The organism is Shewanella sp. SM29, assembly GCF_025654245.1.
GTDB lineage: Bacteria > Pseudomonadota > Gammaproteobacteria > Enterobacterales > Shewanellaceae > Shewanella > Shewanella oncorhynchi.
The window spans coordinates 40,199-55,324 of sequence record NZ_JAKKRN010000002.1 but is presented as its reverse complement, the minus strand read 5'-3'; the positions used below and the strand labels follow the sequence as shown (position 1 = coordinate 55,324).

At 43.6% G+C, this 15,126-nt stretch carries 15 protein-coding genes; 8 read left to right on the top strand and 7 right to left on the bottom strand.

Features of this window, described 5'->3' with window-relative positions:
- Positions 1-239 precede the first annotated feature (239 nt).
- Positions 240-2,183 carry a M1 family metallopeptidase gene (locus L5L77_RS01615; protein ID WP_263221913.1) on the top strand — a complete coding sequence of 648 codons (1,944 nt, stop codon included), beginning with the start codon at positions 240-242 and terminating at the stop codon, positions 2,181-2,183.
- A 194-nt stretch (positions 2,184-2,377) separates the two neighbouring features.
- On the opposite strand, the gene L5L77_RS01610 is transcribed toward L5L77_RS01615, so the two are convergent.
- Together L5L77_RS01610 and L5L77_RS01605 are read right to left on the bottom strand one after the other, a co-directional pair.
- Positions 2,378-2,866, bottom strand: a complete 489-nt coding sequence (locus L5L77_RS01610; RefSeq protein WP_105252202.1) for a peptidylprolyl isomerase — start codon at positions 2,864-2,866, stop codon at positions 2,378-2,380.
- 144 nt (positions 2,867-3,010) lie between these two features.
- Entirely contained in the window at positions 3,011-4,309 is a 1,299-nt protein-coding gene (locus L5L77_RS01605; RefSeq protein WP_168827435.1) for a lytic murein transglycosylase, read from the bottom strand.
- A gap of 430 nt (positions 4,310-4,739) precedes the next feature.
- On the opposite strand from L5L77_RS01605, the gene L5L77_RS01600 reads away from it, so the two are divergent.
- Both L5L77_RS01600 and L5L77_RS01595 read left to right on the top strand, forming a co-directional pair.
- Entirely contained in the window at positions 4,740-5,099 is a 360-nt protein-coding gene (locus L5L77_RS01600; protein WP_028759614.1) for a DUF2750 domain-containing protein, read from the top strand.
- A gap of 51 nt (positions 5,100-5,150) precedes the next feature.
- The gene (locus L5L77_RS01595; protein ID WP_131525011.1) at positions 5,151-5,792 is read left to right on the top strand and encodes a hypothetical protein; all 642 of its coding nucleotides are present in this window, start codon (positions 5,151-5,153) and stop codon (positions 5,790-5,792) included.
- Positions 5,793-5,976: 184 nt separating this feature from the next.
- Here L5L77_RS01595 and L5L77_RS01590 read toward each other — a convergent pair whose 3' ends face one another.
- Together L5L77_RS01590 and L5L77_RS01585 are read right to left on the bottom strand one after the other, a co-directional pair.
- On the bottom strand, positions 5,977-6,921 hold the full coding sequence (locus tag L5L77_RS01590; RefSeq protein WP_105252200.1) for a chemotaxis protein CheV: 945 nt from the start codon (positions 6,919-6,921) through the stop codon (positions 5,977-5,979).
- A 289-nt stretch (positions 6,922-7,210) separates the two neighbouring features.
- Entirely contained in the window at positions 7,211-7,825 is a 615-nt protein-coding gene (locus L5L77_RS01585; protein ID WP_168827428.1) for a class I SAM-dependent methyltransferase, read from the bottom strand.
- Positions 7,826-7,926: 101 nt separating this feature from the next.
- On the opposite strand from L5L77_RS01585, the gene L5L77_RS01580 reads away from it, so the two are divergent.
- The 5 genes from L5L77_RS01580 (at position 7,927) to L5L77_RS01560 (ending at position 11,462) form a co-directional block, all read left to right on the top strand.
- Positions 7,927-8,478 (top strand): LON peptidase substrate-binding domain-containing protein, encoded by a 552-nt coding sequence (locus tag L5L77_RS01580; protein ID WP_028759610.1) that lies wholly within the window; start codon positions 7,927-7,929, stop codon positions 8,476-8,478.
- Positions 8,479-8,623: 145 nt separating this feature from the next.
- On the top strand, positions 8,624-9,286 hold the full coding sequence (locus tag L5L77_RS01575) for a sigma-70 family RNA polymerase sigma factor (RefSeq protein WP_028759609.1): 663 nt from the start codon (positions 8,624-8,626) through the stop codon (positions 9,284-9,286).
- Complete coding sequence (locus L5L77_RS01570; RefSeq protein WP_263163017.1) at positions 9,279-10,001, top strand: ChrR family anti-sigma-E factor; 723 nt, start codon at positions 9,279-9,281, stop codon at positions 9,999-10,001. Before L5L77_RS01575 ends, L5L77_RS01570 begins: the two co-directional genes overlap by 8 nt.
- Before the next feature lie 726 nt (positions 10,002-10,727).
- Positions 10,728-10,901 carry a hypothetical protein gene (locus L5L77_RS01565; RefSeq protein ID WP_006082106.1) on the top strand — a complete coding sequence of 58 codons (174 nt, stop codon included), beginning with the start codon at positions 10,728-10,730 and terminating at the stop codon, positions 10,899-10,901.
- Between the two features lie 300 nt (positions 10,902-11,201).
- Positions 11,202-11,462, top strand: a complete 261-nt coding sequence (locus L5L77_RS01560; RefSeq protein WP_263142482.1) for a hypothetical protein — start codon at positions 11,202-11,204, stop codon at positions 11,460-11,462.
- 157 nt (positions 11,463-11,619) lie between these two features.
- Here L5L77_RS01560 and L5L77_RS01555 read toward each other — a convergent pair whose 3' ends face one another.
- The 3 genes from L5L77_RS01555 to L5L77_RS01545 form a co-directional block, all read right to left on the bottom strand.
- The gene (locus L5L77_RS01555; protein ID WP_263221910.1) at positions 11,620-13,092 is read right to left on the bottom strand and encodes a nicotinate phosphoribosyltransferase; all 1,473 of its coding nucleotides are present in this window, start codon (positions 13,090-13,092) and stop codon (positions 11,620-11,622) included.
- Positions 13,093-13,102: 10 nt separating this feature from the next.
- A complete protein-coding gene (prs, locus tag L5L77_RS01550) occupies positions 13,103-14,008 on the bottom strand; it encodes a ribose-phosphate diphosphokinase (RefSeq protein WP_263148923.1) in 906 nt (301 codons plus the stop codon).
- A 357-nt stretch (positions 14,009-14,365) separates the two neighbouring features.
- Complete coding sequence (locus tag L5L77_RS01545; protein WP_263171919.1) at positions 14,366-15,079, bottom strand: NUDIX hydrolase; 714 nt, start codon at positions 15,077-15,079, stop codon at positions 14,366-14,368.
- Positions 15,080-15,126 lie beyond the last annotated feature (47 nt).

Genomic DNA, 15,126 nt, shown 5'->3' with positions numbered 1-15,126 from the left:
ATGTGAAAACGCCGTCATCATAGCAAACTTGTGCTCTTTTACCGATGGCATTTCCTGACCAACATCCAAGCCATTAAAGTTTGATTACATTTGAGCTAACAGTGAGATAACAAATCCAGTGAATTATCAGGTAAACTTTTGCGCTATATAGAGTGGGTTAACAGAAAACCAAGCTGAATTGATGGTCTTATCACCCCAAACTCGAACTAACATACTTCATCATTAGGCTACTATAAATAATGCTTTCACTTCGTCGAACCGTCCTTTGCAGCACCCTAGTCTTTGCCCTGCAACTACTTCCCTGCACTTATGCCAATAGCACTCCAAATACCTTAACCACTGAGCCTACTGCCACTGTTGTACAAGCTGATACGCAGCAGAACCAAGATGCACTGACCTACGCCAATTACACTGAAGTCAGCGTGAGTCATTTGGAACTAGCCCTTGTAGTTGATTTTAAGCAAAACCGCTTATCCGGTGAAGCCACCCTCGATTTAGCTTGGCATAAGGCGGGGAAAGAACTCATCTTAGATACTCGAGATCTGACGATTAACAGCGTAAGTGCTTTAAATACAGCGGGGAAATGGCAAAGCGTACCCTTCACGTTAGCCAAAGCGGACGCTGTAAAAGGCGCCGCGCTAACCATCAAACTTGCTGATGAAAATAGTCAAAAGGTCAAAATCAATTACCACACATCGAATAATCCGTCTGGTATTCAATGGTTAACTCCAGAGCAAACCCAAGGTAAACAGTTGCCTTTTATGTTCAGTCAGAGTCAGGCGATTCATGCTCGCAGTTGGATCCCACTGCAAGATACGCCAGCCGTTCGCCAAACCTATAGCGCCACAATTACTGCCGATAAAGCCATCACTGTGGTCATGAGTGCAGATCGCAAAACCCTGTCGAGCACTCAGACCCAATTCACTATGCCGCAGGCTATTCCAGCTTATTTGATTGCCATTGCGGCCGGGCATTTAAAGTTTGCTCCCTTAGATAACATCTCGGGCATTTGGGCTGAGCCAGAGATCCTCGACAAAGCGAGCAAAGAATTTGCCGACACGCCAGAAATGATCAAAATCGCGGCTAAACGTTATGGCGATTACCCTTGGGGACGTTATGACTTGCTTATCTTGCCACCAAGTTTCCCCTTTGGCGGCATGGAAAACCCGCGTTTGTCTTTTATTACACCCACAGTGATCGCGGGTGATAAAAGCTTAGTGAGCCTCATCGCCCACGAACTTGCGCACTCGTGGTCAGGTAATTTAGTGACCAACGCCACTTGGCGCGATCTCTGGCTTAATGAAGGTTTTACGACCTATGTTGAGAACCGCATCATGGAAGATCTCTATGGTCGTGACCGAGCGCTGATGGAGCAAACCATCGGCTACTCTGAATTGCTTGCCGAGCTTGCAGAACTTACTCCTGCCGATTCAGTGCTACATCTCAATCTCGGTAAACGTTCGCCCGACGAAGCCTTCAGCGGTGTCCCTTATGTAAAAGGCCAGTTGTTCTTAATATTTTTAGAGCAAAAATTTGGCCGTGAACGCTTCGACACTTTTGTGAAAAGCTACTTCAATCATTTTGCATTTCAGAGTATTACTACGGCGCAATTCCGTGAATATTTATCTTTGAATCTATTAAACAAATATCCACATCTTGTCAGTGAAGGTGAAGTGGATACTTGGATTGAAGGTCAAGGTTTACCGTCATTTCTTGTGCCGCCCAATTCCCACGCCTTCGATGATATCGATGCCCAAAGACAAACTTGGCTTGAGGGTAAACTCAGTGCAAGCGAGTTGAAAACCAGCACTTGGACAGTCCACCAGTGGTTAAGATTCATCAATGAAATGCCAAGGATTAATCTAGATCAAACCAAACTTGCCGAGCTAGATAAGGCGTTACATTTTACGGGCACTGGCAACAGTGAAATTGCTTTTGCATGGTATTCACTGGCCCTAGACAATGGCTATTACGCAGTACTACCCGCATTAAAACAACACTTAACCCATATTGGCCGCATGCGCTTAATCGTGCCTTTATATCAAAAGCTAGCAAGCTCTGATAAATACGACTGGGCCAAGAGTGTCTATTTCAAGGCTCACAGCGGCTACCATCCCCAAACCCAAGCAAGCCTAGATATGATGTTTGCCGACAAACCACTCGAGCATGAACATAGCCATTAGCGAGATAAGGAGCCATTAGCGGTTGCGACAATCATTAAGCCATTAGCACCATAAAAACAAAAAGCCCAAACCTAGGTTTGGGCTTTTGCTATTTAATCTTTAGCCTCGATTCATTCAACTCATACTGAACTTATACTCCACTCACATGGAGTCAGATAAAAGCCAAGTTCGAAGCCGAGCCCGAAACCTAAAGATTAGTGGTGATGACCACCTGCACCATGGGCATGACCGTGGGCGATTTCTTCATCACTCGCATCACGGGCACCTACGACTTCAATATCAAATGTCAGTTCGCGGCCGGCTAATGGATGGTTTACATCCACAGTCGCCATAAACTTACCCATTTTAACGATAGTCACTTGGCGCTGACCTTGGTCGGTATTAACCACTGCTGTCATGCCTGGTTTCCACACAGTCGCACCCAGTAAATGCTTAACTGACACACGTTGGTGTGCGTCAGCATCCGCTACACGCTCACCGTAGGTTTCAGCGGCAGGCAAGGTCACAGTGAACTTTTCACCTATGGCTTTACCGTTTATCGCGTTTTCTACACCTGGCATCATGTTGTCATGACCGTGTAAATAGGCAATCGGATCGCGACCTTCGTTCGTCTCGATCACTTCACCTTTCTCGTCGCGCAGTGTGTAGTTAAACTGCACAACCATATCGTCTTTAATGCTCATCGAATATCCTTTGATTTTCTTCGATTTCAATTGTGGGCCGAGCTTAACAAAACTGCGCTTTTCACTCCACTTTTTTATCCGGCCTAAAAGCGCTCAAAACCGGCAGCGAGCGCTCTTTGGCTACAGTAACTACAGTGACAGTGGCTACAGTGATAGTCCTAAAGCAGTAAACACCTCAGGGCTTGGGAAGCCATCGGCAATCATCTGTTTGCTACGTTGAAAGGCTTGCAACCCTGCCATAGAGTTACGTCCCAACACGCCATCAGGCTTACCAACATCAAATCCAGCCTCGTTCAGTTTTGTTTGCAGTTGCTTTACTTGCTCGCGGCTTAGGCGTGGTTGCTCAGGCGGACTGACTGTCAAGGGTTGTCCACCATTAATACGATCGGCCAAGTGCCCTACCGTAATGGCATAAAATTCGGAGCGATTCCAACGCATGATCACATTAAAATTCTCATAACCTAAAAAGGCTGGGCCTGTGTGTCCCGCAGGCAAATACAGCGCAGCTTGAATATCGACGGCAGGCAAAGGTTGCCCATTCGACTGCGTTACATTGAGCGCAGCCCATTCAGATAACGACAAGGGCTGTTTCGCACCTAAATGACTGTAACTAAAATCCTTTGGCAACAAGACTTCACGCCCCCAACGCTGATTACGCTGCCAACCTAAGTGCTGCAAAAAATTCGCGGCAGAAGTGAGCGCATCTGTAGTGCTATTCCATAAATCGGCCTTACCATCGCCATCGCCATCGACCGCATATTTGGCATACGCAGAAGGCATAAATTGCGTATGTCCCATAGCACCTGCCCATGATCCCACCATAGTGTCATCATCGAACTGATACTTTTCTTTCAGTTTTAAGGCTTGCATCAGCTCTATGGTGAAATAATTGCTACGGCGTGGCTCACAGGCCAAAGTCGCCAGCGAATTCAATACCGACATTTTGCCTTTATAGGAACCGTAGTTCGTTTCCAGCCCCCAAAAAGACAAGATATATTGCGGCGGAACGCCGTATTTTTGCGCTAATTGATTGAGTAGAACACTGTGCTTTTGCAATAAGCGGCGGCCTTCATTGACCCGCCATTCGGTCGCGCGCTTACTGAAATAATTATCAAATGTCTGGCTGAATTCGGGTTGCTGTTGGTCCAGCTCAATCACTCGAGGGACAAATTTCAAGTTCGCAATGGTAGAGTTTATCGTCGCCTCTGACAGGCCTTCTGCACGTGCCCGCGCTTGCAGTCCAGTCAAGCACATTGGAAACGCCTCAGCATTAGATTGTACACTAACACTGATATCGGGCATTTGATTGACTTCAGCAGCTATGCCACTTGCTTTAGAGCTGGTTGCATTAGCACTCGCCGTTGGCGCACTTGAACAGGCACTCAGACTGACACAGGCGGCAATACTCGCAAACAGATAAGTTAACCCTTTAATTTTAATCAAATCAACAACTCCAATATTTGATCTCACAACAATGACACAGTAATCACACTGCTGTGGCTAAACACGACAATATTCCGTCTTCAAGAGGGAATTGCCCTAGAGAGATATTCGCCTTGGCATAACGAGTTAAAGGTTAGAATCCAAAACACCTTTAACGGCCAAAAGCATAGAAGACACGTTTCTCCGCTACGTAAAGCCCCTATCTAAGCCACATTTAGTCAGTAAAACAGCCTGTACCAAGGCGACTCATTATCGATAATCCTGACCCATAGTGACACGTAACACAATCCTTATCGCCATAAATACCTTGCGGCATAGGCTTATTGCTCAGTTATCCAACACAAAAAAATTCTTAACAAAGAATCCCTTGGTATCGCAGCACGTTACCGTATAATGGATAAGTTAACAGCACACATCAAAGAGACCTATCATGACTGAAATCAATGCGGCTTTGGCTGGCTTTATCAAAAATGTAAAACAACATCAGACGCTTTGGGGTCTAATGGATGAAACTGGCGAAGGCTGGGTCGTTTGTGATTCTTCAGAATTTGAAGACACAGATGTGATGCCATTATGGTCAAATGAAGCTACTGCAAAATCCCATTGCAGCGACGAATGGCACGACTATCAACCCGTTTCTATTTCATTAGAAGAATTTCTAGAATATTGGGTCTCAGATCTAAACGACGATGGTGTATTGATCGGTGTTGATTGGCAAACCGATGAAGATTGTCTTGAACTTGATCCAATTGTTTTAGCAAAAGATTTGGTTGATGTTGAAGAAGTTTAATCGCTTCAGTATGCCATTGATGATATCAAGGACTGAGGTGCTCATTCCTTGATGTCTGCTATTCCGCTTATCGATATTCCCTTCGACAAACGCCATACCTGCTGGTTTTGTGGCGAACCGAGCCATCAACACTTCGAATATATTGCACACACACATACACCACATTCTTCATTAGCTGTGCCCGCCTGCAGCGAATGTTTGCGATTAGCCAAACAACATACTCTTAGCTCCATTTGGGATTGTCGTATGGCCGTCAAAGATGCACTGATGCGTATTTATGCGAAACACCTCGCCATTGGGATTAATTGGACCGAAGAAGAGCTTGCTGAGTCCGAATTCTCCTGCAAAGTGTTTGAAGGTTTTAAAAAAAGTGCTTGGATGATGTACCAAATTGCCCGCGACCGTATCAATGCACCCGGTTGGCCACTGGTATTAGAGGGCGAAGAAATTGACGACCAAGGTTATAGCGCAGGTTTTGAATTCGATGGCGTGACTTTTAATTCAGTCAATGCCGCTATCCAATACTATTCGACGCAATTCACTTTAGATCCACAGTTTTTTGCCGAACTTGTGCGCCTCGTCGGTCGAGCAAGATTCAACTATGCCTTAAGGCTCGCCCGTATCCATATCGCCGCCGCCAAAGAAATGAAGCGCCAAGTATTAGACGATGTAGCAGCCGAATTAGCGTTATAATCGAGCGAGTTATAGGTAGTGGGTTGGCAGATGTTTGCAGAAAAGCAGTTGAAAAGGTAGCAGTTAAAAGAATGTGATTCAAAGACCGTATTAAAAACTGTTATTAAAGCGTTCCTTAAAAACACTAAACCTACCGATGATCGACTCAAGGTCAATCACCGATAGTTCGAATCTCAAAATGCGATCAGTGATTGATCACTTGTCTTAATCTTTCTTGCACCACTTCCACCAGCAAATCCGGTTGGAACTTAGAAATAAACTTATCACAGCCCACTTTTTCAACCATGGCATGGTTAAAACTGCCACTCAACGAAGTATTTAAGGTGATGAATAAATCCGACATAGCTTTATCGCTACGCACTTCAGAAGTGAGCTTGTAACCGTCCATTTCGGGCATTTCGGCATCGGTAATCATCATCAATAATTCTTTGGCAACTTGTTTACCTTCATCGCGCCATTTCTGCAATAACGTCAGCGCTTGTAAGCCATCAGATGCCTCAATAATTTCGATACCCAGTTGGCCTAACGTTTCACGCACTTGACGTCTGGCGGTCGATGAATCATCCACAATCAGGATTTTTCTGCCTGGCATTTCATGGACTAAGGTTTCGTCGAGTACACCTTCAGATAAACGGATATCGTAGTGAATGATCTCCGCCAAGACTTTTTCTACGTCGATAATAGACACTAACTGCGACTGACCTTGATGCTCTATGCGAGTAATTGCCGTTAGATAATTATTACGCCCAGCCGTTTTCGGAGGCGGCATAATATCGCTCCAAGTCATGTTGATAATGTGTTCAACCTTACCGACTAAGAAACCCTGCACACTGCGGTTATATTCTGTAATGATCATATTGGCATCTTCGTTAGGCGGCACGGGCTTAAACCCTATGGCCGAACGTAAATCAATCACGGGGATAGAAATTCCGCGAATATTAGCAACACCAGAAATATGCGGATGACTACCCGGCATCGCATTCAAGGGAGGAAGCTTGACGACTTCTTTGACTTTAAAGACGTTAATGGCAAATAACTGCGTGGAATTAATGCTAAAGAGCAACAACTCAAGTCGGTTCTCACCAACGAGTTTGGTACGCTGATCTACGGTTGCAAGTACGTTTGCCATAATGCTGCTTCTCTACTCTTGAGGAAAATCCTTTCCCCACATGCGACGGATTAGCTCAAATTATAGCGGTAAACTCCCATGAAGAACCATGCCGAGAGTCTATTTTATCTAAAAATTACAACCACTCTCGCAAAGTTCGGCCATAAACTTCGTTTAGCGCATCTCAGATATCTGCATCCCTAAGCTGATATCTTCAGATAATACGCGGCATTGCTAATATTTGGTCTTAGTGTTAACGCTATCATTTAATCCTAACGATTCAATTTAGGTTAAGCATCAACTCTAACGCCTAACGCAATATTTTCTGGGCGAGCACCATACCCGCAAGATTAAAGGCATTTCTATCGCGGACAATCTCAAATCCCAGCTGGCGCAATACCGTTAACAAATCACTATGATCAAAGCGATTCTGCTGTGGATGCTCAAATAAGCGCCGGCTCAATGGGTTACAAATTGCGGCACGATATAAATCCTCTATCACAAAGTATCCGTTCGGTTTCAGCACCCTTACAACTTCCTTAATGGCCGCTTGCCACTCTGGAATATGGTGAAATACGGCAAAATCAAACACCATATCAAACTCGCTATCGGCAAAGGGTAAACATGTTGCATCAGCAACCGAGAAACTCAGCCCTTTTAATCCTTGCGGCCGAGATTGCCAGCGGGATTGTGCGGAGGCAACCATGTCAGGGTCGATATCCACGGCCGTGATATGTCCCGCGCCAAAATGTTCGCGGATCAACTGAATGCCGTTACCAAACCCACAACCTATTTCTAACGCGCGTTCGCACAAAGCCATAGGTTTTGGCATCATAGAGGTCAATAAGGGCGCTTCGAGATGATTTTGTAGCCAAAAACGTAATGGATGCTGAACGATCTTTTTCTCAAATGGATTTAATTTCATGCCATCCTCTCACTATGGGTAAACTACTGTTGAATAATTTTACTGATCGAACTGCCATTATGGTACGTAATGATAGGAACATAAGTTCACCAGAGGCCACGATGAAATTACCTCTTTTTCCATTACCCATTTGTTTATTGCCCGAAGGTTACACGCAACTGCGGGTATTTGAACCTAGATATAAGCGCTTGGTCGCCGAATCATTAAAGTCAGGCCAAGGCTTTGGCTTATGTATGCTTGAAGAGGATGGTAAAACCATTCAGCCCATAGGCACCTTAGTGCATATTATTGATTTTGAAACCTTACCAGACGGACTATTAGGGATCAGTATTCAAGGTTCAAAACGCTTTAAACTTGATAAAATCAGTGTCGAAGCTGATGGTTTAAAGCGCGGAGACGTCAGTTTAATCGACAATTGGCCTGCTGTACGTATTGCGACCGATGAACGTTACTTGAGTCAAATGTTACAAAACATTCTTAAGGAATATCCGCAACATCTCAAGCACTACCAAACAGAACAGTTCGATGATATCGCTTGGGTCTGCCAGCGCTGGCTAGAAATATTACCCGTACAAGCATCCGAAAAGTACACCTGCATTAATGCCTTAGATCATATTATGACCCGAGATCTATTGCGGGCCGTCATTAAATAATACTGTGAATGATCCTTTATTTAAGCCACTTCGTATTGATTGAAAGTTTGACAGCAAAACTGGGCTCAGAAGTACAACACACTTCTCAATTTTGTCGTTACTGATATCACACTCAGCACTCACGACTGGGATAAGAGCGAAAATAATGGAAAATATTCAATCACAAAGCAGGCAAACTCGGTATCATGTCCCAATCACGTCTCTGACTAATTCGGCTATGGATAACGAAATTCCAGCTTCCCAAACCTGCGAGCCTCAAGCGGATGCTTTAATCACGTTTATGCTACAAGTAGCAGACAACCGAGACAGAGCCGCCTTTGGTCACTTATTTCAGCATTTCATGCCCAAGATCCGAGCCTTTGGTTTACAAAGACTGAATCAACAAGGATTGGCGATGGATTTAGTACAAGAAACCATGACCAGCGTTTGGACTAAGGCTCATCTATATAATGCAGAAAAAGGGTCAGTGACAACTTGGGTGTTTACCATCATGCGTAATCAATGTTTCGATATGCTTAGACGGGTACAACACAATAGAGAAGATACTTTCGGTGATGATATTTGGCCGCTGTGTGATGCGACCATGGCTCAAGACACACTCACTGATCACAAGTTGACGGCTAAATTACTCCAACATCTTGATGCCCTTCCCATAGCACAAAGACAAGTTGTGCAAGGCATTTACATGCAAGAACTCACTCAACAAGAGCTAGCCGATGCCCTAAAGGTACCAATAGGGACCATAAAGTCCCGTTTAAGATTAGGGCTAGAAAAGTTGAAAAGCTTCTTGGAGACACACAATGATTAAGCATCATCCCCAACAAGAATTACTCGTCAGCCATGCCAATGGGAACTTACCTTTATCAATGGCGATAGCAATATCCGCACACTGCGACCTATGTGAGACTTGTCGAGAGCAGCTTGCCCTATTCACAGAACAAGCTGCAAATTTAGCATTAAATCCTGATGGCGGTCATGCTGCAAATGATACGGGCGAAGAGTTGATGCACAGAGAGTATGTTGAGGTGCAACACTCTGGCGACAATCAAGAATCGGCATTGGACATTGACGCTATGATGGCGCAAATCATGGCTCAACCGGCAGCGACAAATGTGCCTAATAACGCCCCTATCGATGTCGACATAAAGCAACAGCATTACACTGTGCCCTCGGTGTTTCGTCAGCATTTGGCCCGTCCATGGCAAATATTAGGCAAAGTCAGTCGCATGCGTTTTGATGTCGACGAAACGAACACCCGCGCTAGCCTATTGCATATAGATGCCCAAGGTGAAATCCCCCAACATACCCATAAAGGTTATGAACTAACACTATTGCTAGCCGGAGAGTTTTCCGATCTTAATGGTGTCTATGTGCCAGGTGATTTTATCGTGCTTGACGGCCAACATCATCACTCACCGAAAACCATTAACGGTTGCTTATGCTACACAGTATTAGATGCACCGCTGCATTTTACCAAAGGTCTGAGTAAGCTACTCAATCCCATAGGTGAACTGATTTATTAAACCTTTTGACTGAGTTTTTAAACAACAGCAAACGCATAGATTCATTTATAAATTCAGTTTAATGAGTCCATTACATAACTGACTACGATTAATCCCATTAAAATGACCTATTTTAGTGGGATTTTTTATAACATTTACCTATAAAACGGCAATATTAACCTTAGTCAATTACCACAAAAATAAAAAACAACCCATAAACAGACCTAACTATACCTCTTTAAATCAAGTAAATAGCCACGAAAAATACACTTTAATTCAACATTAGCAAATAAATAATGACATCGAATAAAAATTAAACTTGCATAAGCCATTTTTATTGATATACTGCACGTCGTTTTGAGATACACCTTGTTGTTTACCTTTTTAACCCAGCCTGATATTTAGCAATCAGAGTTCGGTCCTCATAAAGAAAGCCTACTACAAGCAAAACCCCATAAGCTCAATCATTCGATATCACTAAAATCATGTGGTTATGTCTGTGAACTTACCGTTCTCCTTGTTGTCATAGTATTGTCATTAAGCTATGGTCAACTGGTTGAATCGAGTTATTCCATTGACGTAATCGACAACATGAAATATTTATCGATTAAGCATCTCTTGATTAATGAATCAAAGATGGGGTAACCTCGATACTCAATAGAACGAATCTTTCGCACAATTGCTAAGGATATTTTATAGTTACAACTATCTCACCTATGGGTGAATTAACAAAAAGGAGTGTGGCATATGTCATACAAAATTAATGGACATGAAATTACAGTGAACTTCCCTGTAGATTCAATCTCAGTAAATAAAACCTCAATTGCTTTTACCGATCGTCAAGGTAAAAACAGACAGACTTTTTCTAAACGTACAGAAGCCATCAGCTTTATGAAATGGTTATTGTCCGCGAACAAATAAGTCAAAAAGTAAGTAAAACGATAAGTTAAAAATTAATACCGCAGTACCCGTTTACTCAAGTGTATTTAATCGGTTTCCATTATCTTCGCAGTACCGAGCACTTAAGTAGACTGATAGCCGAATGTCACGAACACGCTATCCTTTTTTACGTCATTATGACGAGCACATTTGGTTCAGGCTGTATCTCTCTCACACAGATACCTGCCGAACCAAATGAGTCAAATCCAGCGTTAGATCACCTCTTTCCATTGCAGCATCCGCTAATATTCATACACATGAATACTGTTCAGCACATCATCTATGCCAAAACCCAATACTCAAATTGCCATGCAAACCTTGATAAACCAGATCAAAGAGACTATTCCATTCAATTTAGAAGAAGCACAACTGTGCCAGGGACAATGTTTAGGTTGTTCGAAGAAAATGCTGGAAATGTTAGATGCCGAAATCAGTTATTGGCAATTTAGTGAGGTGGCGCCTAGCCTAAAAGATTTAAAAAACCTCGAAAACATTGGCCGTCGTACCTATAAAATTCTTAAACGGAACCAGTTACTGTCTTAATCGCTTGTATTTGCATTTGACTATTTATGGGGCGCTTTACTTACACGACGTAAAATAAATTCAAAACTTAACTGACAATATGACCCTAATAGAAATCACATTGCCAGTTTTATCTTCGCTATTGTCGATAGCCGTTAAAAATCACAAATCGATAAGCTCAACTTCTAGACTCTGCCAACCTTGCGCGAATATCTGCCAAAGAATATTCCGTTAATAGTTCACCATCGGCAAATACGGGAACAAACTCGCAATTGTTGACATCTTGCCAGCTGGCTTGATCTTTAAGATAAAATTGACCCTGCTCATCTTTAAATACCGCTACTAAACCCTTAGCGGATTTTTTAGTGCCATCATCTGTTTTAGGATCTTTAAATATTTCTCTATCTTTACCATCAACTTTCGCAAAGGTCGCTTTCACGGCATAACCGTCAGTATCTCGGGTCACGTGTTGATAGGTAAAACTGCCAATCCCAAACACAATATTGGTTGACGCAAAACCTTTGGCCTTTAAACCAGCACAAATGGCTTCAGCACGTTCTATGGTGATTGAATCGCCATAGATCAGTCCAACATGGCTATTCAGCGCTTTGTAACCTTTGGCAGTTGTGCTACCCCCAAAGACGTCCCACAGACACTCAATAGCGCCTTTATATTCAGGACTCCCGATTGGTGCTTGTGGATCGCCACAAATGATCTTCACAGGGCAACCGGTATCAGGCCTAAACACCACTTTGCCATCGCGGGCAAGAATGCGGTCTTTTAACGCTAAGGTGAATTCTGTCATCACCTGCCAAAAATCCCAAGAATCTGAAACAATGCTGACAATGCCCGTAGGATAAATATCTTCAATCAGACGGCGGAACGTCTCTAATTCATTCTCCATGCCACCTGCACACATCACACTGTGCTCCGTTGCGGCCACACTGCCGCCAACGAGTTCATTATCACTATCGGCAAGGTAATATTGCTCAAGAAAATCAATCGCGGGAATGGTATCTGTACCCATAAAACTGAGTAAATGGGCGGCGCCGCTCATTACCGCAGCCTCTGCACCATACATGCCGCGGAAACTAAAATCATGGCCCTGCCAATCAACAAATGCGATGTCACCATCGGTTTCTAGCGCGTAAGTCTCAAATATTTTGCGGTATTGCAGCGCGGTAGTAGCACTGGTACACATACCCCACACATTAGCGGAAAGGATGGTTTCGAGATAATTGGTCAACCAAAAGAACCGCTCATCGGTATTGTACAAAATCAAGCAAGGCACTTTTAATGGATACACTGAGCCTTCAGGTAATGCCATAATTTTAATTGGTAAATAACCTAAATCATGCAACTCCTCAATATGCTGAGTGCCAACATTATTCGGCCCGAGATAGTTATTGATACGGCGGGAGAATTGACGAATGACCTGATCTTTAGGTTGTTGAAAGAAATCACGGTTCCAACTGTCGATCAAGAAATGCTTGATAAAATACTGCAAGCCAAAAAACACCATTTGGTCTGTATAACCACGACGGGATTTACGGGCGGTCAAGTTACTAAAAATCACTTGAGTATTATCGGGATATTGACGACGGTGGTCGACTTTATAGCCATCAATGGCGGTAACGGGATTCAAGTACATAATATTTTCCTTAATGATTCATATAACTCAAAACAGCATGGCAATCACAGAACTCGCTCGAAATATGTGCAGGGACACCTAAACTATCGGTACAAAATAATCTGTCGATGCCCACCTCGCGCAGAGCCGATTCGCTGGCCTTATCTTCATAATGTGACACGATCAAAATGACGCTTTGGGCCCCCTTTTGCTTTAACTTGATGGCAAGTTCGATAAAAGTTCTACCACCAGCACAAATGTCATCGACGATTAAGCAGGTTTTACCCGATAAATCATCACAGAACACTTCGGTAGCGATAATATGACCATTGACCACATCGCGATGTTTATCGGCCCTGATCACCGGCATTCCCTGTAACGCTTTAGCTAAGCCGAATACTTTTTTATTCGCCCCCGCATCGGGCGAGACTAACACTAGCTCACCCGATAATTGGGCAGTGATAGCGGCGACAAAGCTGTGATTGTCTATAACCTGAACTCGGTCTAACAATGCGGCGGTGACATCGCTGTGAGGGTCAAATACAGTGACCGAAGCATATTGCTGCTGATTAATTAGGCTAGCATAGACTTTTACCGACAAGGCCTCACCGGCATTACACACCCTATCTTGGCGAGCGCCCGGCATATAAGGCAGTAACAGCTCAATTTGCTCTGCACCACTACGACGCAATGCATCAGTTAACAACAAGAGCTGCATGATGGAATGATCGCCACGATAACCGAAGAAAACTGTGACGCGTTTCGCTGGAGGAACCAGTAGTTGAACATGGTTTTCCCCCGCACCAAATTGAAATAAACGGTAGTGAGTCTCATCGCTAGCTGCGGGTAACCGATAAAAATCGGCTTGCGAACGTTGAGCGTGAGAAGCATCTTGAGACGTTTGAATACGTTGAGACGCTTGAATACGTTGAGACATAGTAACCTCCTGTCTGTGGCAAGATTGCCGAAATTGACGGCGCCCTTGTTGTCTACATGAACAATAGTGTCTTAAAGACATTATTGTGTAAAGTTGATTTTTAGACTATTTCAAACGGAGCAACCTGAAATGTTATGCTTAAATGGCACATAGTGTCTTTTAGACACTATTAGTGGGAAAGACAACTAAGAAGCTACAATATGGGTATCAAGTGATACAAGAACCGGAGACATTAAGGCAAAATCAGTAATTAAACAGCCTTTACTGATTCAAAGTCACCATGAATAAGGCATAAGCAGTCGCCGTTACTCATATTGAGCAAGGCGAATATCTTGCTTAAATCCATATTCACTGTGATCAACATTCTAAATTTCTTAAGAAGCGATACGATGCGGTATTGGGTTTCAAGCGGTATAAATTAGCAGGACGACCACGTTCGGTGCGCTTTAATCCCGTATCGATCAATAAATCAGCCTGTTCAACCCGCCGACGAAAAGATTTACCTTGGATAGGCTTGCCCAGTAAAACCTCATGTACATGCTGCAATTCTGGCAAGGTAAAAGGTTCAGACAGTGCAAATCCTGGCACTAAAGAATATAAGGCTTTTTGTGTTAAGCGTTCCCGCGCTTGCTCGATTAACTGCAAATGATCAAACGCCAAGGGCATCTGCAACACATCCGCTAATGGCCACCACTTAACATCACTCACTGAATCAATCTGAATTTGGCAAGCTTGATAACTCATCAAGGCGGTATAACACACAGTCACCGACCAGCCTCTGACATCGCGACGACTATTACCCACAGTGCAAAGCTGCTCAATATAAGGTGGCACTACTGCGGTTTTCTCATGCAGTTTACGTAATACAGTTTGCTCAAGGGATTGATCGCAATTTTCATCGATAAACCCTCCAGGTAATCCCCATAAACCTAAAAATGGATGATTTGAGCGTTGTACTAAGAGTACTTTAAGTTGCTGATCGTGATAGGTAAACAATACGGCATCCACTGTCAGTAGCTGAGCCTTAAAAACCTTAGGATTGTAATTGGCGAGATATTCCGCTTCAGTCATTGATATTCCCCATCGTTCCAAATCATCAGCTTAACTTAGCATTACAC

Bases quoted from the DNA above. Each gene is read 5' to 3' on its own strand.
- L5L77_RS01615 (WP_263221913.1), top strand. From the start codon at position 240: ATGCTTTCACTTCGTCGAACCGTCCTTTGCAGCACCCTAGTCTTTGCC.
- L5L77_RS01610 (WP_105252202.1), bottom strand. From the start codon at position 2,866: ATGAGCATTAAAGACGATATGGTTGTGCAGTTTAACTACACACTGCGC.
- L5L77_RS01600 (WP_028759614.1), top strand. From the start codon at position 4,740: ATGACTGAAATCAATGCGGCTTTGGCTGGCTTTATCAAAAATGTAAAA.
- L5L77_RS01595 (WP_131525011.1), top strand. From the start codon at position 5,151: ATGTCTGCTATTCCGCTTATCGATATTCCCTTCGACAAACGCCATACC.
- L5L77_RS01590 (WP_105252200.1), bottom strand. From the start codon at position 6,921: ATGGCAAACGTACTTGCAACCGTAGATCAGCGTACCAAACTCGTTGGT.
- L5L77_RS01585 (WP_168827428.1), bottom strand. From the start codon at position 7,825: ATGAAATTAAATCCATTTGAGAAAAAGATCGTTCAGCATCCATTACGT.
- L5L77_RS01580 (WP_028759610.1), top strand. From the start codon at position 7,927: ATGAAATTACCTCTTTTTCCATTACCCATTTGTTTATTGCCCGAAGGT.
- L5L77_RS01575 (WP_028759609.1), top strand. From the start codon at position 8,624: ATGGAAAATATTCAATCACAAAGCAGGCAAACTCGGTATCATGTCCCA.
- L5L77_RS01570 (WP_263163017.1), top strand. From the start codon at position 9,279: ATGATTAAGCATCATCCCCAACAAGAATTACTCGTCAGCCATGCCAAT.
- L5L77_RS01565 (WP_006082106.1), top strand. From the start codon at position 10,728: ATGTCATACAAAATTAATGGACATGAAATTACAGTGAACTTCCCTGTA.
- L5L77_RS01560 (WP_263142482.1), top strand. From the start codon at position 11,202: ATGCCAAAACCCAATACTCAAATTGCCATGCAAACCTTGATAAACCAG.
- L5L77_RS01555 (WP_263221910.1), bottom strand. From the start codon at position 13,092: ATGTACTTGAATCCCGTTACCGCCATTGATGGCTATAAAGTCGACCAC.
- prs (WP_263148923.1), bottom strand. From the start codon at position 14,008: ATGTCTCAACGTATTCAAGCGTCTCAACGTATTCAAACGTCTCAAGAT.
- L5L77_RS01545 (WP_263171919.1), bottom strand. From the start codon at position 15,079: ATGACTGAAGCGGAATATCTCGCCAATTACAATCCTAAGGTTTTTAAG.